This window comes from Chloroflexota bacterium, assembly GCA_020850535.1.
Lineage (GTDB): Bacteria > Chloroflexota > UBA6077 > UBA6077 > JACCZL01 > JADZEM01.
The window spans coordinates 83,465-108,690 of sequence record JADZEM010000004.1; the positions used below are offsets into that span (position 1 = coordinate 83,465).

Annotated in this window: 19 protein-coding genes; 13 read left to right on the plus strand and 6 right to left on the minus strand. The window is 68.5% G+C overall.

Going from position 1 to position 25,226, the window contains the following annotated elements; genetic code table 11:
• Position 1: 1 nt before the first annotated feature.
• The 11 genes from tsaB to IT306_00650 all read left to right on the plus strand — a co-directional run bounded on the left by tsaB (position 2) and on the right by IT306_00650 (position 13,698).
• The gene (gene tsaB / locus IT306_00600; GenBank protein MCC7366887.1) at positions 2–655 is read left to right on the plus strand and encodes a tRNA (adenosine(37)-N6)-threonylcarbamoyltransferase complex dimerization subunit type 1 TsaB; all 654 of its coding nucleotides are present in this window, start codon (positions 2–4) and stop codon (positions 653–655) included.
• A gap of 124 nt (positions 656–779) precedes the next feature.
• Positions 780–1,412 carry a ribosomal protein S18-alanine N-acetyltransferase gene (gene rimI, locus IT306_00605; protein MCC7366888.1) on the plus strand — a complete coding sequence of 211 codons (633 nt, stop codon included), beginning with the start codon at positions 780–782 and terminating at the stop codon, positions 1,410–1,412.
• A complete protein-coding gene (gene polA, locus IT306_00610) occupies positions 1,405–4,230 on the plus strand; it encodes a DNA polymerase I (GenBank protein ID MCC7366889.1) in 2,826 nt (941 codons plus the stop codon). Before rimI ends, polA begins: the two co-directional genes overlap by 8 nt.
• A complete protein-coding gene (mutM, locus tag IT306_00615; GenBank protein MCC7366890.1) occupies positions 4,230–5,093 on the plus strand; it encodes a bifunctional DNA-formamidopyrimidine glycosylase/DNA-(apurinic or apyrimidinic site) lyase in 864 nt (287 codons plus the stop codon). The genes polA and mutM overlap by 1 nt, the downstream gene beginning before the upstream one ends.
• 213 nt (positions 5,094–5,306) lie before the next feature.
• Positions 5,307–6,095, plus strand: a complete 789-nt coding sequence (locus IT306_00620) for a DUF3662 domain-containing protein (GenBank protein MCC7366891.1) — start codon at positions 5,307–5,309, stop codon at positions 6,093–6,095.
• A 33-nt stretch (positions 6,096–6,128) separates the two neighbouring features.
• Positions 6,129–6,578: an FHA domain-containing protein gene (locus tag IT306_00625; protein MCC7366892.1), complete on the plus strand. Its 450-nt coding sequence runs from the start codon at positions 6,129–6,131 to the stop codon at positions 6,576–6,578.
• A 34-nt stretch (positions 6,579–6,612) separates the two neighbouring features.
• Complete coding sequence (locus tag IT306_00630) at positions 6,613–7,920, plus strand: FtsW/RodA/SpoVE family cell cycle protein (GenBank protein ID MCC7366893.1); 1,308 nt, start codon at positions 6,613–6,615, stop codon at positions 7,918–7,920.
• On the plus strand, positions 7,910–9,391 hold the full coding sequence (locus IT306_00635) for a penicillin-binding protein 2 (protein MCC7366894.1): 1,482 nt from the start codon (positions 7,910–7,912) through the stop codon (positions 9,389–9,391). The genes IT306_00630 and IT306_00635 overlap by 11 nt, the downstream gene beginning before the upstream one ends.
• A 70-nt stretch (positions 9,392–9,461) precedes the next feature.
• Complete coding sequence (locus IT306_00640; protein MCC7366895.1) at positions 9,462–9,860, plus strand: hypothetical protein; 399 nt, start codon at positions 9,462–9,464, stop codon at positions 9,858–9,860.
• Between the two features lie 68 nt (positions 9,861–9,928).
• Positions 9,929–12,769 (plus strand): DEAD/DEAH box helicase family protein, encoded by a 2,841-nt coding sequence (locus IT306_00645; protein ID MCC7366896.1) that lies wholly within the window; start codon positions 9,929–9,931, stop codon positions 12,767–12,769.
• 5 nt (positions 12,770–12,774) lie between these two features.
• Positions 12,775–13,698 (plus strand): hypothetical protein, encoded by a 924-nt coding sequence (locus tag IT306_00650; GenBank protein MCC7366897.1) that lies wholly within the window; start codon positions 12,775–12,777, stop codon positions 13,696–13,698.
• Between the two features lie 20 nt (positions 13,699–13,718).
• On the opposite strand, the gene IT306_00655 is transcribed toward IT306_00650, so the two are convergent.
• From IT306_00655 to alr, 3 genes are all read right to left on the minus strand, one after another.
• Positions 13,719–14,888, minus strand: coding sequence for a beta-lactamase family protein (locus IT306_00655; GenBank protein MCC7366898.1), 1,170 nt, complete (start codon positions 14,886–14,888; stop codon positions 13,719–13,721).
• A gap of 39 nt (positions 14,889–14,927) precedes the next feature.
• Positions 14,928–16,238 carry a thymidine phosphorylase gene (locus tag IT306_00660; protein ID MCC7366899.1) on the minus strand — a complete coding sequence of 437 codons (1,311 nt, stop codon included), beginning with the start codon at positions 16,236–16,238 and terminating at the stop codon, positions 14,928–14,930.
• A 75-nt stretch (positions 16,239–16,313) separates the two neighbouring features.
• A complete protein-coding gene (gene alr, locus IT306_00665) occupies positions 16,314–17,528 on the minus strand; it encodes an alanine racemase (protein ID MCC7366900.1) in 1,215 nt (404 codons plus the stop codon).
• 274 nt (positions 17,529–17,802) lie between these two features.
• On the opposite strand from alr, the gene IT306_00670 reads away from it, so the two are divergent.
• Together IT306_00670 and IT306_00675 are read left to right on the plus strand one after the other, a co-directional pair.
• Positions 17,803–19,266, plus strand: coding sequence for a proline--tRNA ligase (locus IT306_00670; GenBank protein MCC7366901.1), 1,464 nt, complete (start codon positions 17,803–17,805; stop codon positions 19,264–19,266).
• Positions 19,267–19,320: 54 nt separating this feature from the next.
• Positions 19,321–20,235: a HEAT repeat domain-containing protein gene (locus tag IT306_00675; GenBank protein ID MCC7366902.1), complete on the plus strand. Its 915-nt coding sequence runs from the start codon at positions 19,321–19,323 to the stop codon at positions 20,233–20,235.
• 344 nt (positions 20,236–20,579) lie between these two features.
• Here IT306_00675 and rsrA read toward each other — a convergent pair whose 3' ends face one another.
• The 3 genes from rsrA to IT306_00690 all read right to left on the minus strand — a co-directional run bounded on the left by rsrA (position 20,580) and on the right by IT306_00690 (position 24,576).
• Positions 20,580–20,825 carry a mycothiol system anti-sigma-R factor gene (gene rsrA, locus IT306_00680; GenBank protein MCC7366903.1) on the minus strand — a complete coding sequence of 82 codons (246 nt, stop codon included), beginning with the start codon at positions 20,823–20,825 and terminating at the stop codon, positions 20,580–20,582.
• Positions 20,822–21,358, minus strand: coding sequence for a sigma-70 family RNA polymerase sigma factor (locus IT306_00685; GenBank protein ID MCC7366904.1), 537 nt, complete (start codon positions 21,356–21,358; stop codon positions 20,822–20,824). The genes rsrA and IT306_00685 overlap by 4 nt, the downstream gene beginning before the upstream one ends.
• 245 nt (positions 21,359–21,603) lie before the next feature.
• On the minus strand, positions 21,604–24,576 hold the full coding sequence (locus tag IT306_00690; protein MCC7366905.1) for a cyclic nucleotide-binding domain-containing protein: 2,973 nt from the start codon (positions 24,574–24,576) through the stop codon (positions 21,604–21,606).
• Positions 24,577–25,226 lie beyond the last annotated feature (650 nt).

A 25,226-nucleotide genomic window follows, 5' to 3' on the forward strand; every position in this document is an offset into this window, starting at 1 on the left:
CGTGCTGCTGGCCATCGATACGTCCACGACGCGGGCGGGCATCGCGCTCTACGACGGCGACGTGCTGGCCGAGGTTGTCTGGCAGGCCGGTCGGGACCATGGCCGCCACCTGATGCCGCTCGTCGAGCAGACGCTGCTGCGTGTCGGACGCCGGGCCGCCGACCTGACCGGCGTCGTGGCGGCGCGGGGGCCTGGGTCATTCACGGGGCTGCGGGTCGGCCTGTCTGTCGCTCGGGGGCTGCAGCTTGGCCTCGGCATCCCCCTCTACGGCGTCGGCTCGCTGGACGTGCTGGCGAACGGTCTGCCGCCGATGACATACCCGGTGCAGGCCGTGCTGGCGGCCGGACGAGGGCGGTTCGCCACGGCCCGCTTCGAGCATGATGGCCACTGTTGGACCCAGGTGAGCGAGGTCGTGGGGGTCACGCTTGATTCCCTGGTACGCTTAGCCAGTAGTGGCCTGTGCTGCGTGGTCGGGGATCTCGACGCAGCGGCGCGCGCGGCCCTCGCGGAGCTGGGCGAACGGGTGTACGTGGCCCCGCCGGCCCTCTCGGTCAGGAGGCCGGCCGTCCTCGCAGCGCTGGGCTGGTGGCGATTGAATCACAACGTCCCACCATCTGCCGACGAGGGCGAGCCAATCTACCTTGTCCGGCAGTAGCATGGAGCAGAGCAGCCAGACCGGCTGAACAGGTGTAGCCGTCCGTCAATTGACGGGCGATGGAGACGCGAGCGTGGTGGCTGAGGCAGGCACAGAACAGGCGGGGCGGTTTCGCGTCGATCCGATGCGGATCGAGCATATCCCCGTGGTCAGCGCAATCGAGCGCCGCTGCTTCGCACAGCCCTGGCCGCAGAACGCGTATCGCCGCGAGATCCAGACCAACAAGTCGGCGCACTACTTTGTGGTCCGGCTGGTCGAGCCGAACAGCAGCGCGCCCATGGTGGAGGCCCCGAAGCCGGCTGGCAGCGAGCCGGGCCTGTTCGTCCGGCTGTCGCGGATGCTGCGCGGCCCCACCGAGCCGACGCCGTCGCCGGCGCTGGAGTCTGAGCTGCGGTCCATCGTCGGGTACGCCGGCCTCTGGCTGATGACGGACGAGGCGCACATCACCACCATCGCCGTCGATCCCGACTTCCAGGGCAACGGCCTGGGCGAGCTGCTGCTGGTCTCGCTGATCGACTGCGCGAAGCAGATCGGCGCGCGCTGGCTGACCCTCGAAGTGCGCGTGTCCAACGACGTCGCGCAACGGCTCTACGAGAAGTACACCTTCAAGGAGATGGGGCTGCGTCGGCGCTACTACAGCGACAACAACGAGGATGCGCTGGTGATGTGGACCGATCCCATCGACTCGGACACGTTTCGCGATACGCTCCAACGGAACCGCGACGCTCTCACCCGAAGGTTGGGACTGTATGACTGACACCCTGGTGCTGATCGACGGACACGCCCTCGTCTTCCGAGCGTTCTACGGCGTGCCGAACCTCACGTCACCTAAGGGTGAGCTGGTGAACGCCGTCCACGGCTTCACGTCGATGTTGTTCAAGGTCTGGCGCGAGCTGAAGCCGAAGTATGTCATCGCCACGTTCGACTACTCGTCCAAGACGTTCCGCAAGGCCCGGTATCCCGAGTACAAGGCCACGCGCGGCCCGGCGCCAGAGGGGCTCTCGCCGCAGTTCCCGATCATCTTCAACCTGCTGGACTGCATGAACATCCCCATCCACTCGAAGGAGGGCTTCGAGGCGGACGATTTGCTCGGCACGCTCTCGAAGCAGGCCGAGGCGCAGGGGCTGGACGTCGTCATCCTGACGGGGGACATGGACGCGCTGCAGCTCGTCAGCCCGCACACCCGGGTGCTCACCTCACGGCGCGGCTTCTCGGACACGGTCCTCTACGACGAGGCCCAGGTCGTCGAGCGGTACGGCTTCGGGCCGACGCACATCCCGGACTTCAAGGCACTGCGCGGCGACAGTTCAGACAACATCCCCGGGGTGCCCGGCATCGGGGACAAGACGGCCTCGAAGCTGATCCAGCAGTTCGGCACCATCGAGACGATGTACGAGCAGATGGAGAAGGTTTCAGCCAAGCAGAAGGCGCTGCTGGAGCCGCTTCACGATCAGGTAGTGATGGCCAAGGATCTCGCCACGATCATCCGCGACGTGGACATTACGCTTGACCTGACCAACGCCACGCTGGGCGACTTCGACCGGCAGCGGGTGGTGGCCCTGTTCCACGAGCTGGGCTTCCGGCGCATGCTGGACGACATCAGCCGCTCGATGGGCGGCGCAGCCGAGACGGGCGGCGGCGGGGGCGCGGACACGCGTCAGATGAGCCTGTTCGCGGAGGCGGCCGGCGAAGCGGCGTCGGCCGACGGCGCGGCAGCCGACCCGTCGGCGAGCGCTCGTCAGGCCGACGACGGCATCGTGCGGACCGCCGAGCAGCTCGATGCCGCCCTGGCGGTCCTCCGGACCGCGCCGAGCATCGCCCTCAATATGCAAACCGTTGGGACGCTGCCGATGCGCGCCGAGGTGGTCGGCGTTGGGTTGGCGGCCAGCCCCGAGGCTCGCTGGTACATCCCCGTTGGACATCTGGACGGCGGGGAGCAACTTGCCTGGAGCGACGTCCGCGACCGGCTGACGCCGCTCATGGCAGACGCGGGCGTCGCCAAGTGGTCGCACAACGCCAAGTTTCACGAGATGGTGCTGGCGCGGAACGGGGTCGAGGTCGAGGGCCTGGCGTTCGACACGATGATCGCGGCGTACCTGCTGGAGTCGAACCAGCGCGCCTTCGCCCTGCGCGACCTTGCCTGGAACAAGCTGCAACAGGAGATGCCGGCCGCCAGCACCTTGCTCGGGACCGGCCGCGGCGCGACCACGATGGACCGGCTGCCCGTCGAGACGGTCGCGCAGTATGCCCGCGACGAGGCCGTAGCCGTCTGCCGGCTGGTCCCGATCCTCGACCGCGAGCTGCACGAGGCCGGCCTCGGCAGCCTGTTCCGCGAGGTCGAGCTGCCGCTGGTGCCGGTCCTGGCAACGCTGGAGCGCAACGGTATCGCCGTGGACGTACCGTACCTGCATGCGATGTCGAAGGAGCTGGCCGAGCGGCTCGCGGAGATCGAGCGCGATGCCTACGCCAGCGTCGGCCACGAGTTCAACATCAACTCGCCGACCAAGCTCGGGGACGTGCTCTACAAGGAGCTGAAGCTGCCGCAGTCCAAGCGCACGCGGACCGGGCAGGCGTCCACCGGGGCCGAGGTGCTGGAAGAGCTGCGCGGCGCGCATCCGGTCATCGATCTGGTGCTGGAGCACCGGCAGTTGCAGAAGCTGAAGTCGACCTACATCGACGCGCTGCCGCTGATGGTCAACCCGGATACCGGCCGCGTCCACGGGTCGTTCCACCAGACCGTTGCCGCGACCGGCCGCCTCTCCAGCTCCGACCCGAATCTGCAGAACATCCCGATCCGCACGGACATGGGCAAGCGCGTGCGGCGGGCGTTCGTGACGGCGTCATCCGAGACCTGCCTCCTGAGCGCCGACTACAGCCAGATCGAGCTGCGGGTCCTGGCCCACTACACCAAGGACCCAACCCTGGTCGAGGCGTTCGCCGAGGGCCAGGACATCCACGCCGCGACCGCCGCCGAGGTGCTGAACCGCCCCATCGCCGAGGTCACCTCCGACGAACGGCGCCTGGCAAAGGTCGTCAACTTCGGCGTGTTGTACGGGATGAGCGAGTACGGGCTGGCGCAGCAGAGCGGGCTGCCCCAGGAGCAGGCCGCCGCCTTTATCAAGCAGTACTTCGAGCGGTTCGGGACCGTCAAGGCGTTCCAGGACAACCTGCTCAAGGAGGCCGAGGAGCGCGGGTACGTCACCACGCTGCTGGAGCGACGGCGCTACATCCCTGAGCTGACCAGCCCGATCCGCAACGTCCGCATGGCCGGCGCGCGCATGGCGATCAACCATCCGATTCAGGGGACGGCCAGCGACATCGTCAAGATCGCCATGATCGAGGTGCAGAAGCGGATCGAAGCGGCGTACCTGGGCACGCTGATGGTGCTGCAGGTGCATGACGAGTTGCTGTTCGAGCTGCCGCGCGGCTCGGTCGAGACGTTTGCCGCCGACCTCCGAACGATCATGTGCGACGCGATGAAGCTCGACGTCCCGCTGAACGTCGAGCTGCGAAGCGGCGACAACTGGGAGGAGCTGAAGCATCTTGAGCTGCCGGCGGCGGTCGGAGGCCGCTAGTGCCAGAGCTGCCCGAGATCGAGACGCTCCGACGCGATCTGGCGCTGACGCTGGTCGGGCGGACGTTCGCCGCCGTGGACGTGCGCCTCGCCAAGCAGGTGGTCGGGCCGACGGGCCTGACCGCTGCCGACCTGATCGACAAGCGCATCGAGGCGTTGCGGCGGCGAGCCAAGTACCTGATCGCGGACCTTTCGGATGGGCTGGCGCTGGTGCTGCACCTGCGGCTGGCGGGCCAGCTAGTGCACCGCGACGCCCGGAACCAGATGCTGGCCGAGGGCGGCCATCCGGTCCCGTCGTTTGGCGCGGAGCTGCCGCACAAGTCAACGCACGTCATCTTCCGCTTCGACGATGGCAGCGCCCTCTACCTGACCGACATCCGCCAGTTCGGGCGGGTCTGGATCCTCCCAGAGGCGGGCGTCGAGCCGCTCCTGGCGGCGGCGAAGCTTGGCCCCGAGCCGCTGGACGACGCGTTCACGCTGGACGTGCTGCGCGGGCAGCTGGCGCGGCGCCAGAAGATGCCGCTCAAGCCGGTGCTGCTGGATCAGCACGTCGTCTCGGGGATCGGCAACATCTACGCCGACGAGATCATCTTCGCCAGCCGCCTGACGCCAGCTACCCGCGTCGGCGACCTGGACGAGGCGGCGCTGGCCCGCCTGCACGCGGCCATCAGGGAGATCCTGGGGCTGGCCGTGCGCGAGGGCGTGGCCGAGATCCTGAACGGCAAGGCGGCATTGCATCGTGACTTCCCACGGGTTCACGGTCGCAAGGGGCAGCCGTGCCCGGTCTGCGGCAGCACCATCGTGAAGTGTCAGTTCGCCGGTCGCGGCACCTACACCTGCCCGACCTGCCAGCCGATGCCCTGAGACGGGCATCAGCGGAAGGGCGGGTCACCCGCGCCGACGGCTGGAACCGAACGTGCATGCAGCGCGTCCATCTGGCGTGACCCGCCTGACGGATCGTGCGTCCGCGACCGTCGTCGCTCGTTCTGTCACTTGGGTCACACTCTCGGGCGATTGGTGATCTGACGTTGCTGGCCGGACCGCTGTCCGGACCGTCCGCTGGTGGAGTAGCGAACCGTGCCGGGGTTGCTCGGTCGAATTGAAGGGATGCTCGAACGGGCCGTCGAGGGTGGATCGCGCGCCATCTTTCGGCAGCGGCTGCAGCCCATCGAGCTGGCGAAGGCGTGCGCGCGGGCGATGGAGCGCGGCCAGTGGGTTGGGCCTGATGGCATCGAAGCGCCGAACCAGTTCACCATTTTGCTCAACCCGGCCGACGCCGACGAGATTCGGCCCTACCAGACCACGCTGGAGGCACGCATCAAGCGCTACCTCCGCGAGTTTGCCGACGAGCGCAGCCTGGTCCCCCTCGCCGCGATCGCCGTCCGCGTGGAGGGCGACCCACGGGTGAGGAGACGCGGTCTGCGCGTGATCGCCGCGATGTCCGACACCTCGCCGCCCGCTGGCTCGACGCTGCCAGATGCGCCGCCCACACGCCCGGTCCAGCCGATTGCGCCCACCGCCCACCTTCCGCGTGCGCAGCGCTCGGAGGCGTCGCCGGGCGCCCCGGCCGGTCCGCTGCTGCTGCTGCTGGAAGATGGCCGCAACGTCCGGCTGGTCGGGAACGTGGTCCGCATCGGTCGCGCGCCCGACAATGATCTCGTCCTATCCGACTCGCGCGTCTCGCGGTATCACGCACAGATCGTGATGGACCAGCTGGGACCGCATATCCGTGACCTGGGCAGCACCAACGGCACACTGCTTGCGGGACGCCCCGTCGTCCATGATCGCATCGCGGCGGGCTGTCAGCTGTCTCTCGGCGGCTTCGGCGTTCAGGTGTTGGCCGACGTTGGCACAACCGACCGCTAGCGCGTGGATTCCTGGCCTCGGTTACCCGGCCCGATGTTCGAGCTGACCGCCGAGGCGATCATCCTCCTGCTGCGGCTCGCGCTGATCGGGCTGCTGTACCTGTTCGTGGCGCTCGTGGTCGTGGCGGCAGGGCGGGAGCTGCGGCGAGCGGCCCTGGCGGCCCCGGACGCGCGCGTCCGGGGCCCGGGCGCGCGCCTGGTCGTCGTCGATCCCGGCGACACCAGCCTGATCCCGGGCGAGACGCTGTCGCTGCGGCCGGTCACGCGTCTCGGGCGGGCAGAGGGCAACACCATCGTGTTGGACGGGACCTACATCTCGGCCGACCATGCCGCCATCATCCAGCGCGACGGTTCCTGGTGGCTCGCGGACCGTGGCAGCACGAACGGTACGGCGCTGAACGACCGGCCGGTCAACGGCGAGGTCGGGCTGACGCCGGGCGACGTGATCGGCATCGGCGACGTGCGCCTGCGGATCGTGCGATGACGCCGCGAGTCTCCGCGCGGCGGCCCGCATGAGCATGATGACGCTCGGCGCGCAACCGCGGCAGGCTCGCCCGCGCTGGCTGGAGCTGATGCTGCTGGTCTTGCCGGTCCTGTTGCTGGCCACCGGCCTCACCACCATCTCGCTGGCGCGCGGCGAGGCGCCCGGCCAGCGCGAGCAGGCGATCGTCGCAGCGCTGGCGACGGCCCTGTTCGTGTCGCACCTCTGGCTGTCGCTGCGCCACCCGCACGCCGACGAGGTCATCCTGCCCACGGGAGCGATGCTGGCGGCCCTCAGCATGGTGATGGTGGCCCGCCTCGAACCGGACCTTGCCACCCGCCAGGCGATGTGGGTCGGCGTCGGCTCCGTCGCCATGCTCGGCACGCTGACCATTCTGCCGAGCGTCGGCTGGCTGCGCCGGTACCGGTACACCTGGGCTGTGCTGGGCATCCTGCTGGTGCTCTCGACGTTCGTCTTCGGCATCGACCCGAACGGCAGCGGTGCGCGTCTCTGGCTCGGTGTCGGCGGCGTCTACTTCCAGCCCTCCGAGATCCTCAAGGTGCTGCTGGTCATCTTCTTCGCCGCCTACCTGGACGACTACCGCGAGCTGCTCGCGCTCTCGAACGTGCGGGTCGGCCCGTTCCGGCTCCCGCCACTGCCGTACCTCGCGCCGCTGCTGCTGATGCTGGCGCTGGCCCTGGGCATCATCGTCCTCCAGCGCGATCTCGGGGCGGCGCTGCTGCTGTTTGGCCTGTTCTTGAGCATGCTGTACGTCGCCAGCGGCAGAGCCGTCTACGTCGTCGGCGGGCTGGTGCTCTTCGCCGGCGGCGCGAGCCTGCTGTACCGGCTGTTCAGCGTGGTCAAGATCCGCGTGGAGACCTGGCTCGATCCGTGGGCCACGGCTGATACCACGGGCTACCAACTGGTGCAGGGGCTGACGGCGCTCTCAGCCGGCGGGCTGTTCGGATCGGGGCTGACCTACGGCTACCCGCGCTACGTCCCGGCCGTCCACACCGACTTCATGATCGCGGCCATCGGAGAAGAGATCGGGCTGGCCGGCACACTGGTCGTCGTGGCGCTGTACGTGGTGCTGATCCATCGCGGACTGCGGGTCGCGATGCTGGCCCGCGACTCGTTCGGGGCGCTGGTGGCAGCCGGGTTGACCTCAGTGGTTGGCATCCAGGCGCTGGTGATCCTGGGCGGCACGCTCAAGCTGATCCCGCTGACGGGCGTGACGCTGCCGCTGTTGAGCTACGGCGGCAGCTCGGTGCTCGCCAACTTCGTGCTGCTCGGGCTGCTGCTGGCGGTGTCCGGCGAGCCTCGGAGGTCCGCGGATGCAGCGTAGTCTGGAACGCCTGCAACTGGTGCTGCTGAGCGGCTTCGTGCTGATCGCGCTCGCGCTCGGCTACTGGCAGTTCTTCCGTCAGGACGACGTCCTGGCTCGCGCCACCAATCCACGCATCGCCGAGGAAGCCCGGCGCGTCGTGCGCGGGAAGATCCTCGACCGCACGGGCAAGGTGCTGGCGGAGAACCTGCCGGACGAGGACGGCGGCAACCACCGTACGTATCCGGTCGGTGGGATGGCCGCCGTCGTGGGCTATCACAGCGGGCAGTTCGGGAATAGCGGCATCGAGGCGAAGTACGACGAGTACCTGAGCGGCACGCGCTCGGCGGACCCGTTCGAGCGGCTGCGGGACACCCTGTATCACCGCCCCACCGTCGGCTCGGACGTGACGCTGACGGTCGATGCCCGCATCCAGCAGGCGGCGAACGATGCCCTGGCCGGCCGACCTGGGGCGGTGGTGGTGCTCGATCCGAAGACGGGCGCGGTGCTGGCGCTGGCCAGCGCGCCGACGTTCGAGCCCGGCGCACTGGACGAGCAGTGGCAGGCCCTGCTGGACGATCCAACCCGGCCGCTCGTCAACCGGGCGGTCGGCGCGTCGTACACGCCCGGCTCGACGTTCAAGCTGGTGACCGCCGCCGCCGCCCTCGATCTGCGGCTGGTCGATCCACGCCAGAAGTTCCGCTGCGTCGATCCGATCAAGATCGACAGCCTCACGGTCGACTGCCGGAATCACGCCCACCTTGCGAACGTCGATTTCCGCGAGGCGTTCGCGTGGTCGTGCAATCGGACGTTCGCGTTGACGGCGCTGGAGCTGGGCACGCCGAAGCTGCAGCTTGCCGACGGCTTGAAAGCGCCCTTCCCCTGGCAGGACGCCCTGGGCGCAAGCGCCAACCGCCTCGAAGAGTACGCACGGCGCTTCATGATCGGCCGCCCGATCCCGTTTGAGATCGGGGTCGAGGGCGGACAGCTCAAGGGCGGCAACGCCTGGTATCCGTCGTTGCTGGCCCAGACTGGCTTCGGGCAGGGGGAGATCGCCACGACGCCCCTGCACATGGCGCTGGTCGCGGCGGCCGTCGCGAACGGCGGCAACGTGCCGGCCCCGTACCTGACCACCGAGATCACCTCTCCGAGCGGGGCGGTCAGCACCCAGAATCGTGGGGGCGGCGTCCTGGGTCGGGCCTTTGAGGCCAGCACGGCCCAGACGCTGAACGAGATGATGGTGTTGAGCGTCGACACGGCCTACGCGAAGCCGGCCGCCATCGCCAACGTCAAGGTGGGTGGCAAGACGGGGTCCGCCGAAGCCGGTCCGGACGGCAGCCTGACCCATTCGTGGTTCGTCGGGTACGCCCCGGCCGACGATCCGCGCGTCGCCATCGCGGTCATCATGGAGCATCGCGGCTCGGGCACCGACTTCGCGACGCCAGCGGCCCGCTCGATCTTGCAGCGCGCGCTGGACGTCTACAAGCGCTAGCGTTGTCGCCGTTCACCATCAGGGCACGGGACTTGCCTAGTGGCGGTCAGCACACTCGGAGACCAGGATCATGTCACGCCACGCTGCTCACACGTTGTACGAGGTCAATGGGGAGTCGCAGCCCGAGAGCGAGGATGACCGCATCGCCGCCTTTGATGCTGCCGCGGACCGGGAGCGGGTGGAGCCGACGCAGCCCTTCTCGGCAGCCCGTCAGCAAGCGTTCCGGCTGGTCGAGACGTCGCCGCCGGTGACGCCGGTCCTGATGGGCGCCGCCGCCGTCCTCTTCGGCGGCGCCGTCGGCTACTGGCTCGGCGCGCGCCGCACGCGGCCGGCCGCACGCAAGGCGCAGCGCACCGCCGCGCGCGTCGAGCAGGCCGTTGAACTGCTGCCCGTAGCCGCACGCCTCCTTGCGAACCCGGTGGTGCGAACCCTGCTCATCAGGATGGTGATGCGAAAGCTCTCTATCTAGCGGTCCGTGGGCGGCGCGCATGGTACGATCCCGTCCGTGATTCTGGAACGTGGACGGCCCTGCGCGCTGTGATCGATCTGCCGCTGGTCTCGCTCGACCTGGAAATCCTCGATACCGACGCCGGCTCCGAGATCATCGAAGTCGGCGCCGTCAAGTTTCGCGGTGCGGAGACGCTGGACACGTTCAGCGCCCTGGTCCGACCGAAGGGTGCGCTGACCTTCAAGGTCGGCAACCTGACCGGACTGACCGCCCGCGACCTCGCCAACGGCGAGTCGTTGCGGCCGGTGCTGGAGCGGCTGTCGCGCTTCATCGGCGGCGCGACCATCGTCGGGCAGTCCATCGGGATCGACCTTGAGAACCTGAAAAAGGCCGGCCTCGATCTGGCGAACCGCCGTTTCGACACGTTCGAGCTGGCCGTGCTGCTGCGGCCCGGCCTCAAAGCCTACGACCTCGGCTCGATTGCCCGCGACCTGGGCGTCGGCGGCGACATCCCGCACCGCGCGCTCGCGGACGCCGAGCTTGCCCGCGCCGTCTTCAACGCCCTGGTCGAGAAGGTCGGCGAGCACTCGCTGGAGACGCTGAGCCAGGTCGTGCGGCTCGCGACGACGCTGGACTGGCCGCTCAAGACCGTCTTCGAGCTGGTGCATCAGCAGCGGGTACGCCGGATGATCGAGAGCCGGCAGGTCGAGACGTTCGGGGGTGGGCCGCTGGACGATCTCAAGCCGCCGGCCGCCAGTGAGCCTGTCGAGCCGGACGGGCGCTTCGTCGCGCTCAACCCGAAGTCGCTGGCCTCGTCGATGGCCCCCGGCGGCGAGGTCGCCCGCTCGCTGCGTGGCTACGAGGACCGGCCGGCCCAGCGCCGGATGCTCCAGGCCGTCGCCACGGCCCTCAACGACGGCGACACGCTGCTGGTCGAGGCCGGCACCGGCACGGGCAAGTCGCTGGCCTACTTGCTGCCAGCGCTGCGGTTCGCGGTCGAGAACGGCATGCGGGTCGTCGTGTCCACCAACACGATCAATTTGCAGGATCAGCTGCTCGACAAGGACGTGCCCGACCTGCTCCATGCGACCGGGCTGCCGGCCCGGGTCTCGGTGCTGAAGGGCCGCGGCAACTACCTCTGCCTCCGGCGCTGGCTCACCCTCTTCAAGACCGACGACCTCAGCCCCGGCGAGCGGATGCTGCTGATCCGCACGCTGATCTGGCTGACACGGACGACCTCTGGCGACCGCGCCGAACTGCGCCTGACGCCTGAGGAGGACGAGGCCTGGAGCAAGGTCGCCGCCGCCGCCGAGGTCTGCTCGCCCCTGCGGTGCCCCTACCACCGCGAGGGCACCTGCTTCGTGGCGCGCGCCCGTCGGGCCGCCGACAGCGCTCACGTCGTCATCGTGAACCACTCGCTGCTGCTCTCGGATGTGGTCACGGGCAACCAGGTGCTCCCCGAGTACAGGCACCTGATCGTGGACGAGGCCCACCACCTGGAGGACGAGGCGACGGCGCAGCTGAGCCGGCGCGTCACCGCGCGCGAGGTGGCCCGGCGGCTGGGCGAGCTGGCAGACGCCGTCACGAGCGAAGGGCCGGGCCTGCTCAACGAGGCGACCGGCGCACTGGTCCACGCGACGCCGGACGACGCCAAGAAGGAAGAGCACTGGCGCCGGCTGGACCGAGGCCGGCAGCAGGTGGTCCGGGTGCGGTCGGGCATGGACCGGCTGTTCGGGATGCTGTCCACCTTCACCCGCGAGCAGAATCGGCGTGGCGAGGGCGGCCCGGCCACGGTCAGGCTGACGCGCGCCCTGCGCTCGCACCCACTCTGGTCGGAGATCGACATCCTGTGGGGGGAAGTCGGGCGGGACATGCTCGACCTCCAGAAGACGGTCGCCGAGCTGATCGCGGGCCTCGACGCCCTCTCCTCGCGCGACGAGGTGCAGGACACCACCCTTGGAGAGCTGACGGCGCAGGGGACGGCTTGGGAGGAGACCCGCCTCCACTTCACGAAGGTCATCGCCGAGTCGAGCGACAACGTCATCGCGTGGCTCACCTTCGGCCAGACCGACGAGCTTGGCGTGAACGCCGCCCCGCTCGACATCGGCCCGACGATCCGCGAACAACTGGTCGGCCCGCTGGCCGCCGCCGTGCTGACCTCGGCCACGCTGACCAGCGAGGGCAACTTCCGCTACGTGAAGGATCGGCTGTCGCTCCAGGACGCCGAGGAGCTGACGGTCGGCTCGCCGTTCAACTACGCCACCTCAACGCTGGTCTACCTGCCCACCAATGCGCCGGAGCCGAACCAGCAGGGCTACCAACGGGCGGTTGAGCAGATCGTCCTCGCCGCGGCCACCGAGCTGAAGGGCCGCACGATGGTCCTGTTCACGTCACACAGTCAGTTGCGCGCGACCTACATGGGCCTGCGCGATGCGCTCGACGCCCGCAAGATCATCCTGCTCGGGCAGCGGGTCGATGGCAGCTCGCGGGCGCGCCTGCTGGAGACATTCAAGAGCGGGCGTCCGTGCGTGCTCCTTGGCACCAGCAGCTTCTGGGAGGGCGTGGACGTCGTCGGCGAGGCATTGAGCTGCCTGATCATCGCGCGGCTGCCGTTCGCGCCGCCCACCGATCCGATTGTCGAGGCGCGCAGCGAGCAGTTCGACGATCCGTTCAACCAGTACTCGCTGCCCCAGGCGATCCTGAAATTCCGCCAGGGTTTCGGCCGCCTGATCCGCAGCAAGACGGATCGTGGCATCATGATCGTGCTGGACAGCCGCCTGCGGACCCGCCGGTATGGCCGATCCTTCCTTGATTCCCTACCGTCATGCGAGATGCGCGTTGGCCCATCCAACGACGCCGGCCGAGTGGCTGGCGCCTGGATGCGTGGCGAGCGTGACCACCTCGGCATGGCGATCTCGTTGAGGAGATGACCCCGGTGGAACAGCCAGACGTCCTCCACGACGTGCGCGTCGTGCATTTCGGGCTTGGGTCGCTGGGCGCGGCCATCGCGCGGGTCGTTGTCCAGCGCGAGGGCCTCGCCAGCGTGGCCGCCATCGACGCATCGCCGGCCCGCGAAGGCCGCGACCTGGGCGAGGTCGCCGGCCTCGGCAGGTCGATCGGCGTCACGGTGGACGGTAACAGCAGCACCCTCAGCGACATCGAGGCGGACGTGGTGCTCTACGTCCCCGACGGCGACCTTGATACCGCCGTCACCGATCTGGAGCTGCTGCTCGAAGTCAGCCTGAACGTCGTCGCCGTGGTGCCGGAGCTGGCCTACCCGCCCGACGACGACGAGGACGACGTGGCGGCGTCCATCGACACGCTCGCGCGCGAGGCCGAGGTCAGCGTCCTGGCGCTCGATCCGAACGACGCCGTCTTCGGGACGCTGCCGCACGTTCTCACCGGCGTGTGCTCGTCGGTGGACCGCATCACGATCCGGCGCATCGGCGGCTCGGCGGCAACCGGACGGCTCTCGATCGCCGACTGGGCGCGCGAGCTGGCCGTGGCGATGGGCTGGACGCTGGACGACTTCGACGAGTCGGAGGTGACGCCCGGCGGCGAGCACCATTTCATCGGGAGCGTCGGCGGCGTCGAGGTGCTCAACATCGAGCTGCGGCCCGGCCCCGACGCCCGGCGGGTCGAGATCGTGGTGGAGGGGACGCCATCGCTCACGCTGACGCTGACCGGCGGCAGCGACGACGAGGACGCGCTGGCAAGTCTGGCGGTGAACGCAATTCCGGCCGCCCTCACGTCAGACCCTGGCCTCTTCATCATGAGCGACCTTGCGCCGATCCACGCCTGGACGCAGCTCGGCCTGATGCCCGCCGATGACGACGACGACCTGGACGACGACGAGTAGGACAAGAAAGTCCGCGTGCCTCAGGCTTCCAGGCCGTACACCGCCCGCTCGAACCGCCCGAACAGCTCGAGCACGAGCGGGTCGGCGAACGGCTGGATCTGCGTGAGCAGGACGCCCGCCACCCGTGTGGTCGGGTCGAGCCAGTAGTAGGTGTTCGAGATGCCAGCCCAGGCCAGGCTGCCGGCGCTTCGGCCGGTCGGTGTCGGCTCCTCGTTGCGGAGATACGCCAGTCCCCAGGTCTTCGGCAGTCCGGGGAAGAACTCGGCGTCGTTGGACGCGCGCGGATTGGCGGAGATCATCGGACGGACGCGCAGCTCGCCGATCTGGTTGCGGTTGATCTCGGCCACCGTCTCGGGCTTCAGCACCTGCGCGCCGTTCAGCGAGCCGCCGTGCATGAGCATCCGCAGGAAGGTCAGGTAGTCGCGACCGACTGAGTAGAGGCCGCCGCCGCCCATGTACAGCGCCGGCTGCTGCGGGATCTCGAAGGCGAAGACCTCGAATGACGTGTCGCCGGTCCGCCGATGCATGCTGACCCGCCGTTCGCGCTGGTCCGGGCGCAGGATGAAGTTGGTGTCGGTCATCCCGAGCGGCCCGAAGATGTTCTCGGCGAAATACTCCTCCAGCCGTTGCCCGCTGACCGCCTCCACCGCCTTGCCGGCCCAGTCGATGCCGATGCTGTACTCCCAGCGCTCGCCCGGCTCGAAGACGAGCGGTTTGGCGAGCGCCTCGTCGCGGCAGGCGATCATCTGCGGCAGTCCGGCATAGGCCGTGTAGCGCGCGAGATCGGCGTTCCAGTTCTCGTAGGTGAAGCCGGAGGTGTGCGTCAGCAGGTGGCGCAGCGTGATCTGCCGCGTGGCCGGACGCAGTCGCGGAACGCCCGCCCCGTCGAAGCCGGTCAGGATCAGCGGGTTGCTCAGTTGCGGCAGCACAGCCGAGATCGGCGCATCGAGTTCGAGCGTGCCGCGCTCGACCTGCTGCATGGCCGCCACCGACGTGATCGCCTTCGTCATCGAGGCGATCGCGAAGACGGTGTCCAGGCTCATCGCCACGTCGCCGCCGGCCTCGCGGCTGCCGAATGCCCCGGCGTAGGTCTCACCGTGCTCATCGGCCGCCAGGGCCACGACGCCTGGCACCTGCCCCGCATCGACGGCCTGTCCGAGCACGTCGTCCATCACGGTCCTGACTGCCATCGGATTGTCCTCCTCGACTCCGAAACGTGTGACAGAGGGTCAGCCTTCTGTCGAGATGCGGTCCAGTACGATGGGACGGAGCGCCGGGGCCTCGTCGCCCAGGCGGTAGGCGGCCAGGACAGTGGCGACCGCTTCCGCGCCAGCCCCCTCGGTGCGCGCGTGCACGCGCGCCAGCACCTCGCCTGCCTCGACCGCGTCGCCGGTCGTTCGCAGCACCTCCAGACCGACCGCGTGATCGACCGGGTCACCCTTCCTGGCGCGGCCGGCCCCCAGCCGATTCGCCGTCAGGGCGACGGCCATCGGCTCCAGGTCGGCGATGAAGCCCGCGTGCGGCGCGACGACGTCGAGTATGACCGGCGCGGCGGGCAGGAGGTTCGGATCGCCTACGGGTGCGGCATCCCCACGCTGAGCTTCCACGATCTCGGCCAGCTTCGCCAGCCCAACGCCGTCGCTCAGGCCCGCCTCGGCCCGCCTGCGGCCTTCCTCCGCGCTGGCAACGGCCCCGCCCAGCAGCAGCATCTCGCCGGCCACCGTCGTCGCCAGCTCCACGAGTCGCCCGTCTGACGGCTGGCCGCCGAGCACCTCAATCGCCTCGCGGACCTCCAGCGCGTTGCCCACGCACCGCCCGAGCGGTCGGTCCATGTCGGTCACGAACGCGGTCACCCGGCGGTCGGCCAGCCGCCCGATGGTCATCATCTCGGCGGCAAGCTGGCGTGCGCCGTCCAGGTCGGTCATGAACGCCCCGCGCCCCTGCTTGACGTCCAGCACGATGGCCGGCGCGCCGCCCGCCAGCTTCTTGCTCATGACGCTGCTGGCGATCAGCGGGATGCTGCCGACCGTCCCGGTGACGTCGCGCAGGGCGTACAGCTTGCCATCGGCCGGCGCGAGGTCTGGCGACTGGCCGGCGATGGCCGCCCCGACGCTGCCGATCTGTTGCATGAACCGCTCGGGGTCGATCTCGACGATCAGCCCGCTGAACGATTCCAGCTTGTCGAGCGTGCCGCCGGTGAACCCGAGGCCACGCCCCGAGAGCTTGGCAACGCCCACGCCGAGCGCGGCGACCAGCGGCGCCACGATCAGCGAGAGCTTGTCGCCAACGCCGCCGGTGCTGTGCTTGTCCACGACCGGCCGCCCGATGCCGCTCAGGTCGAGCTGTCGGCCTGAACCGGCCATCAGCGCCGTCAGGTCGGCAAGCTCCTGGCGGTCCATCCCCTGGCAGCAGACCGCCATCAGCCAGGCCGCCACCTGGTAATCTGGCACGGAGCCACGCACGTACCCGCCAACCAGCTGCTCCAGCTCGTCGCGGGTCAGCCGGCCGCCCCACCGCTTGCGATCCAACAACTCGGGAATGGTCGCTCCCACCGCTGCCCCCTCTCTGCTCGGTCGGTCACCCAGCAAAACGAGAGGCGAAGACAGTGGTGGCCCTCACACCCGGACGCCGACCAGCGCCTCGGACACGGTACTCCACCAGGAGAGGTTGCCGGCAAGGTAGCGGCGCGGAACGCGCGGCCCGATCCGACACAGCGCCTCATGCACGATGGTGTCCGACCAGGATGCGTACTCGTCCAGCGTGACCGTGGCGCCAGTGTCAGAACCGATCAGCGTCACGAGGTTGCCGCCCTGAGCATGGGGCACATTCGACAGGTCGACGACGCACTGATCCATTGAGACGCGACCGACCAGGGGCACGCGCTGACCGCACACCACCGCGAAACCGCGGTTGGAGTGCGTGCGAGGGACGCCATCGGCGTAGCCGGCCGGCACCAACCCGACACGCATGGGGCGGTCGGCCACGAAGGTGCGGCTGTAGCCGACTGAGGTGCCCGCTGCGATCTCGCGGACGGCCAGCACGCGAGATCGCAGCGCGACGGCCGGCTTCAGGCAGACCGAGCGCGTCACGTGCTCCGATGGGAAGTGGCCGGAGAGCGCGATGCCGACCCGCACCATGTGCAGCCAGGCGGTCGGCTCGCGGAGGGCGGCGGCGCTGTTGGCCGCGTGGACGATGGGAGGTCGCCAGCCGTCGCCCTCGGAGCGCTCGACCGCCTCCACCACGGCGTACAGCCGATGCAACTGCTCCTCGGTGAAGGCCCGATCCTCGTCGTCGGCGGCGGCAAAGTGGCTGTACAGCCCCTCCAGACGCAGCGAGGGCAGGCTTCGCAGCAGCCTGACGAGCGCCGGCACCTGGGCCGGGTTCGCTCCGAAGCGCGTCAGGCCGGTATCGACCTTCACATGGACCTGGACAACCCGATCCTGCTCGTCGGCGGTCCGTGCCAACAAGAGCGCCTGCTGGGCACTGACCACGGTCGGCGTCACCCGATACTGCACGATGGATGCGGTCTCGGCAGGCACGTACCCGGCGATCAGCAGGATCGGCGCACGGATGCCGGCCAGCCGAAGCTGAATCGCTTCGTCCACCCGGGCGACGGCCACGCGGTCCGCGCCGGCCGCCAGGGCCGCGCGGGCCACCTCGACAGCCCCCAGGCCGTAGGCATCCGCCTTGACGACGGCACAGACCCGGGTGTCCGGGCCAATCAGACGGGCGACCTGCCGAACGTTCTCGGCAATGGCGTCGAGATCCACTTCCAGCCAGCTGGGGCGCTCGTGGCCGGGCTGAACGGCCCGGGTCTCGATCATCGTCATACGAACTGCGCCATACGCTCGACTCTCGCCTCCGGGAGCCGGGCGACGATGGCCGGCTGGACCGCGCCAGTATACCAGACGCCGGCGGAGGAACTTGACGGTTGGCAGACGCTCCGGCGGCTCGATAGAATCACATTTGGCGCAGCGTCCGCCGAGAGATCGCATCTGCGCCGCATGACACGCAGAGGTCTGTCGCCCCTCCGGCTGTCCGGGAGGGGCGCTTTGTTCCAGGGCGACGTGGTGCGATCCGCCACGTTCACGTGAGGGAGGCTGGATGGTCACGCCGCGCAAAGAGATAGTCGAGGCAATCCCCCGCCGAGATGAAGAGGGCTGGTACCCGACCGTCGTCGCCAGGGCGGAGCTTGCCGACTACTCGCCGGTGCGCGGCTGCATGGTCATCCGGCCGTACGGCTACACGCTCTGGGAGAACATGCAGGCGCGCCTGGACGCCCGCTTCAAGGCGACGGGCCACCGCAACGCCTACTTCCCCATCTTCGTGCCCGAGAGCCTGCTGCTCAAAGAGGCCGAGCACGTCGAAGGGTTCGCGCCCGAGGTCGCCTGGGTGACGCACGCCGGCCAGGAGGAGCTCGAGGAGCGGCTGGCGATCCGCCCGACCTCCGAGACGATCTTCGGCGTGATGTACAGCAAGTGGATCCAGTCCTGGCGCGATCTGCCGATGCTGGTCAACCAGTGGTGCAACGTCGTGCGCTGGGAGAAGCGCACCACGCCGTTCCTGCGGACCACCGAGTTCCTCTGGCAGGAGGGCCACACTGCCCACCGCACCGCCGAGGAGGGCCAGGCCGAGACGATGCAGATGCTGGAGGTCTACCGCGATTTCGTGGAGAACGACCTCGCCATCCCGGTCGTCCCAGGCCGCAAGTCCGAGGCCGAGAAGTTCCCGGGCGCGGATGCGACCTACACCATTGAAGCGCTGATGCCGGACGGCCGCGCCCTCCAGAGCGGCACCAGCCACAATCTCGGTCAGAACTTCGCGAAGGCGTTCGACATCAGCTTTCAGGACATGGACGGCGAGCGGCGCTTCGCCTGGACGACCAGCTGGGGACTGAGCACGCGGACAGTCGGGGCGCTGATCATGGTGCACGGCGACGACGGCGGCCTGATCCTGCCGCCGGTCGTCGCACCAACCCAGGCGGTGATCCTGCCGATCTGGGGCCGCAAGGACGACGACCGCTCGCTGGTGAAGGACGCCGCCGACCGGCTGCGCCGCGAGCTGCTGGACGCGGGGCTCCGCGTCGAGGTGGACTGGTCCGAAGAGAAGCAGATCGGCTGGAAGCACAACGAGTGGACGCTCAAGGGCGTCCCCGTCCGCATCGAGCTGGGGCCGCGTGACGTGGCCGACCAGCAAGCCGTTCTGGTACGCCGCGACGACCCGAACCCGCGCCCCGAGAAGCGGCCCGTCGCCTGGAGCGCCCTCGTGGATGAGCTGCGGAGCACGCTCGACGCCATTCAGAAGAACCTCTTTCTGCGGGCCGTCGCCCTGCGCGAGGCCAAGACGCACCGGGTCGAGACGCTGGACGAGCTGGCGGCCATCGTGGAGGGGCCGCGCGGCTTCATCGAGGCGCACTGGTGCGGCGGCGCCGCCTGTGAGGCGACCGTCAAAGAGAAGACCGGCGCAACCATCCGCTGCCTGCCGTCGAACGCGCAGCCAGAGGATGGGCGATGTATCGTTGATGGGCGGCCGAGCACGGCTCGCGTCCTGTTCGCCCGCGCCTACTGAGCCCGCCCAGATCCCTCAGCCGAGGCCGGGCGGACACCTGAGGAGTCACGCCTGATGGCCGATGAACAGCTGCTCGCCCTCGCTGTCGAGATGCTCGACCGACCGGGCGATCTCGAGCCGGAGCTGATCGGCGCGCTGTCGCACCTCGTCCGAACCGATCTGGAGGCTGTTGCTCAGGCGTGGCGCGGCCTCCCCATCGAGCGGCGGCTGGAGCTTCTGACCCAGCTTGGCCGCTCGGAGCGGCAGCACGCCCAGCAAGATTTCAACGCCATCTACGGGATGGCCCTGTCCGACGACGAGGGGCGGGTGCGGCGGCTCGCCGTCGACTCGATTGTCACCGAGAACGGGCCGGCCCTGCTCGACCGCCTGACCGAGATGGCCGAGTCCGATCCCGACCCGTATGCCCGTGAGGCAGCCGTGGCGCGGCTCGGGCCGTTCGCGCTGATGGCCGAGCTTGGCGAGCTGCCGGCCCCGTGGGCCGATCGTCTCCGCACCCTGCTGCTCGCGATCCACAACGACGCGTCCGCGCCCATTGGCGTGCGCCGTGAGGCGTTGGCCTCCGTGGGCTACCTGGACAGCGTCAAGGTCGAGAGCGCCATCGAAGAAGGATTCGAGGAGCCGGCTTTTCAGCTCTGGGCCATGCGCGCAATGGGCCGCACCGCCAACGTGGACTGGCTCGACACGCTGATCGGGGAGGCCGCGCATCCCGACCCGGCCGTGCGCCAGGAAGTCGCGCGGGCGCTGGGTGAGCTGGCGGATGAGCAGGCAGCGCCGACCGTCGCCGAGCTTGTGGACGACACCGAGCTGGAAGTCCAGCTCGCGGCCATCAAGTCGCTGGGGCAGATCGGCGGGGACGAGGCGCGCGAGGCGTTGATCTACGCCCTGGAAGATGAGCGCGACATCATCCGCGAGGCGGCCGAGAACGCGCTGAACGAGATCGAGGAGACGGAAGACCCGCTGTCGCTGTAGCTCGCCACCGTGCAGCGGCAAACGAGCATGGCATCCCGACCCCATTCGGCACGCTCAGGGCAAGCTACGCGAGGAACGAGCACACCCGCTCGTCATCCCGACCGCGGCGAGGCACGAGCGGAGCGGAGGGATCTTCCCCAGGTGAGGGACGACTGACGAGGAAGATCCCTCGACTTCGCTCCTTCGTCACTTCGCTCGGGATGACGGGTTCAGGGGCAAGCTCACTTCGCCCGGGATGACGGGACAGTAGGCCGCAAAGCCTGCCCTGAGCTTGCCGAATGGCCTCGTCTATCCCACGATCCCGGGTGTTGGCAGCATCGGAGGACACCGGCCTGCAAGCCGTACTACCCGCGGGGCTTGAGCTTCGCCATGATCTGGTCGCGCAGGGCCGAGGGCGCGCACTCGCCGACGCAGTGGACGCGCACCAGCCGCCGCAGCTTCTCCTCGAAACGGTAGACGTTCAGGCATGGCGGGCAGCGGTCGAGGTGGCCCTGGACCGTCTGGATCTCGCAGACCGTCAACTCTCGATCCAGGAACTCGCCAAGGATCTTGACGGTCTCGGCGCACTTGCTCTTCTCTTCCCCGCTCATGACTGTTTCCCCCCGGCAAAGCCGGCGCTTCGGGCCTGCTCCACCAACGCCTTCTGCAACAGGCGCCGTCCACGGAACAGGCGTGACATCACCGTTCCCTTCTTGACGTTTGTGATCTCGGCGATGTCGTTGTAGGAGAACCCTTCGACATCGGCGAGCAAGACGGTGATGCGATACTGCGATGGCAGGGCTTCGATGGCTGCTCGGATGTCCTCTTCCGCGAACCGATCCAGCACCTGCGCCTCGACGTTGCCGCCGCGCGACGCGGCCTCGTTGTCGAGATATCGATACAGCGAAAGCTCCTCCGAATCGTCGAGCGAATCGACCCGTGGCTCGGATGATGCCTTGCGGTACCGATTGATGTAGGTGTTGGTCAGGATCTTGAACAACCACGCACGGAGATTCGTGCCCGGTTCGAAGCGGTCCAGGAATCGGTAGGCACGCAGCATCGTCTCCTGAACCAGGTCTTCGGCGTCCTGCGGATTTCGCGTCATCCGCAGCGCCGTGCGATACAGCGCGTCCAGGTGCTGCATCACCTCGGTTTCGAAGAACGATTCGCGCTGCTCTGGCGGGACGCCAGCACGCGGAGTTGGGGAAGGCTCAGAGACCGTCATGGCCCCCAGACTATACCCCTGTCTTGAGACGGCAGTCATCGTCGGCACGGTAGCCCCGTAGGAGGCAGCCATGTGTCGCACGCATGGTGACCGCCTCACTACGGAAAACCACCGGATACCGTGCCGATATTCCCAATCTCGCGCCAGCAGCCGCCGAATCCGGGCTAGCCGTCGCGGCTGGACACAGCAGCAAGCTTCTGTCGGGTGTCTTCGATGCGGGCCTTGGCCGTATCTTCGAGGTGGTGAAGGGTGATCGACCCGAGCCGCTCCAGCAGCTGGTCGAAGTCGAGCCGCCGCAGGATGTGAACCTCGACGTTCGTCTGCGCCCGCACCGTCGCCGTTCGCGGGGTGCGGCGCAGGAAGCTGATCTCGCCCACGTAGTCGCCTTCGCCAAGCGTGCTGACGATCCGCTCATTGCCGTCGTCGTCGGCCACCACGATCTCGACGTCGCCCCGTCCGATGATGAACAGCTCGTCGCCGACGCTGCCCTGGCGGCACAGGACTTCGCCCGGCGCCCGCTCGGCGTAGAGCAGCAGGCGGGCCGTCTCTTCGAGCACCTCGGGCGGCAGGCTGGAGAACGGCTCCAGCTTGCTGAGGCGGCGAACGGCCTGGCGCGCGCCGCTGACTGCCGCCTCGCCCAGCTCATCCTTGATCAACTGGACGTAGAGCGTGCCCCGCTCCAGCAAGTCGTCGTGCGTCCCACGCTCGACCACCTCGCCAGCGTCCATGACGATGATCTCGTCGGCGTCCGTCACGGTGCCGAGCCGCTGGGCCACCTTGATCACGGTGCGGCGGCCGTCCGGGCCGCGCAACGCGTGCTCGATCTTGCGCTGCTCGGCGGCGTCGAGGGCCGAGAACGCATCCTCCATCAGCAGGAGCGAGGCATCACCGCGGAGCAGCGCACGGGCCGCCGCGATCCGCTGGCGATTCGGCGTGCTGACGCCAGTGTCGCGGTCGCCGACGATGGTGTCGTAGCCGCCAGGCAGCCCGGAGATCCACTCGTGGATGTTGGCCGCGCGTGCAGCCTCGACAACTTCATGGTTGGTGGCCGCCGGCTTGCCGACCAGGATGTTCTCGTAGAGCGTCATGTTCAGGATAAAGGTGTCCTGCGGCAGCACGATGATCTGCTTCCGCACCGACTCGCGCGTTGCCGATCCGAGATCGACGCCGTCCCAGATGATCTTGCCTTCGGTCGGGTCGGCCACGCGCGGCAGCAGTTGCATCAGCGCCGCCTTGCCAGCGCCCGTCGGCCCGACGAACGCGATCTTGCTGCCGGCCTTGATCTCGACGTTCACACCCTTGAGGATGCTCTTGCCCTTCGTCTGCGCGTACCCGGCGTTCTCAAGCTTCACGGAGTCGCGCAGCGGCTGCAGCGCGACGGCGTCCGGCGGATCGACCTCGACCTTGCGGTTCAGCACCGCCGACACCCGGTCGAGCCCGTCCGCCGAGAGCGTGAGCGTCTGGAACGCTCCGGCAAAGAGGCCGGCCGGCGCGTACAGGCGCAGCAGCATCACGTAGAACGCCATCAAGCCGCCAGGGGAGAGATCCTGCCCCTGCGTCCAGATGACGACCAGGCCGCCCGCCACCAGCACCGCGACCTGGACGCCGTTGGTGATCAGGACGCTGGCCCGCGCGAACGCCTGGGTGATCATGGCGTTGCGGATGTTCAACTCGCGGTTGAGGTTCAGCTTCTCGCTGAACCGCTCCATGACCGACTCGCGCTGGTTCCAGGTCTTCAGCAGCGTCTGGGCGTTCATGTTCTCGATGACAGACTGCTGGATCTCCTGATTGCGGCGGACCGTCTCGCGCTGATTCGTGCGGAGGGTCGCACGGCCCTGCCGGTAGGAGTAGGCGAAGATCGGCAGGCCAGCCAACGCGACCAGCGAGAGCAGCGGGTTCAGCGAGATCAGCGTCACGCCGAACAGCAACATGGCGATGCCGTTCGAGACCATCGGCACGACGCCGGAGGAAAGCACCGCCGACACGTAGGCGATGTCGGTCTGGAACCGCTGCACCACGTCGTTGGCCGGCGTGCGCGAATGGTACGAGAGCGGCAACCGCTGGATCTGATCGAGGAACCGCATCCGCAGGTCGTACACAACGCCCTGACTGACATTCGCGGTCATCGCCGCCTGTCGGAGGCGTGAGACCGCGTTGACGATGAACATGAAGACCATCGCCACGAGCAACGCCATCAGGGCGGTCGTCTTCTCACCTTGAGCGATGGGCTGGCCGGACGTGAACAGGCCCGGCACCGTGAAGCCGACCGCCTTCGTTCCCAGCACGTTGTCGATGACGAAACGCAGCGCTTGCGGGATGAACAGGTCGAAGCTGAGCGCCAGGAAGATGGTGACCAGGATGCCGACGAGCGACCAGACATAGGGACGGTAGAAGGCCATCGTCCCCTTGATGGCGGCCATCGCCTTGCCGCCGCCCTGCTGGGCCTTGTTCTCCATGTCGCGGGCCCACGCCTGATCCAGCCCGCTCAGCGGCCGGCCGTAGACCCGGCGCAGGGCCTCGCTCTCGCCGCCCCGGATGGCCGTCAGGAAGCGGCGGAAGCGCTCGGCGCCGCGCCACTCGATCAGGTACGTGACGAACGCCACGGCGATGGTCGTGCTGAGCGGCGAGTGATGATCGTGGTAGGACCGCACGACGGACTGGAGCGGTCGTAGCTGGCCCTCGTCGCGCAGCTTCTGGACGCGGTCGCGCGCTTCGGTGAAGTAGGCCGCGCCGCCCTTTCCTGCGAGATACCCGGCAACGCCGTCTTCCCAGAACCGGCCCTCCGGACTCGTCGGCCCGTAGGCGGCCCGCAACAGCAAGAGCGTCAGCTCAAACTCTGGGTCGGTACCAGGCGATTCGGACGTGTACACCGTCCAGATGCTCGCGCTGTCGTAGTCGACGCGCGCGGTGGCGCCCGGCCGATGCACCTCATCGTCGTCGTCTTCGAGCACCTCGACAAGGTACACGGAGATGGGCGGCGCCTTGTCCCGCGCGATCTCGAAGAACGCGCTGACCTCTGCAATCGCCTTCGTGTACTGCTCGACGACAGCGTCTACATTGTCGCAGGCGTACGATCCGTCGTGGCAGTAAACGGTGAGAGGCCCAGCCTCCCGCTTCAACCACAGGTCGGTCATCATGGCCCAGTCCCCGTCCACACAGCCGACCCGGTCCGGGCGTGCCACCGCCATCACACAGCCGGTCGTCGACGGCTCACTGTACCATCGAGACGGAGGGTGGTCAACGCATCATGACCTGAAGGCCGGGCGCGTTGGAGCGACGCGCCCGGCGCCCGTCTAGTGGCTCGTCTGGCGTCAATCACAGGGTCGCTCAGTGCCGGTCGTCATCCCGACCCCATTCGGCAAGCTCAGGGCAAGCTACGCGAGGCACGAGCACACCCGCTCGTCATCCCGACCGCGGCGAGGCATGAGCGGAGCGGAGGGATCTTCCCAGGGTGAGGGACGACTGACGAGGAAGATCCCTCGACTGCGTTCGCACGCTCACTTCGCGCGGGATGACGGTGAGGGGAGCAGCCTCACGTCGCTCGGGATGACGGTGAGGGGCGTCAGGCTTGCCCTGAGCGTGCCGAATGGGTCACTTCACTCGGGATGACGGTGAAGCGTCGGCAGAGATCCAACCCGGCAGGTTACGACTGACAGGCTGCTAGAAGCCCGGCCGAAAAGTGGCAGTTCTGATGGTGCTGGGCCATGTTGAGGGTTGCAGGAGGTCGGCAGCCGTCGAATCGGGCGGGAACCATTGCTGATTCGGGGTGGGCCGCAGAGCGGCGTCC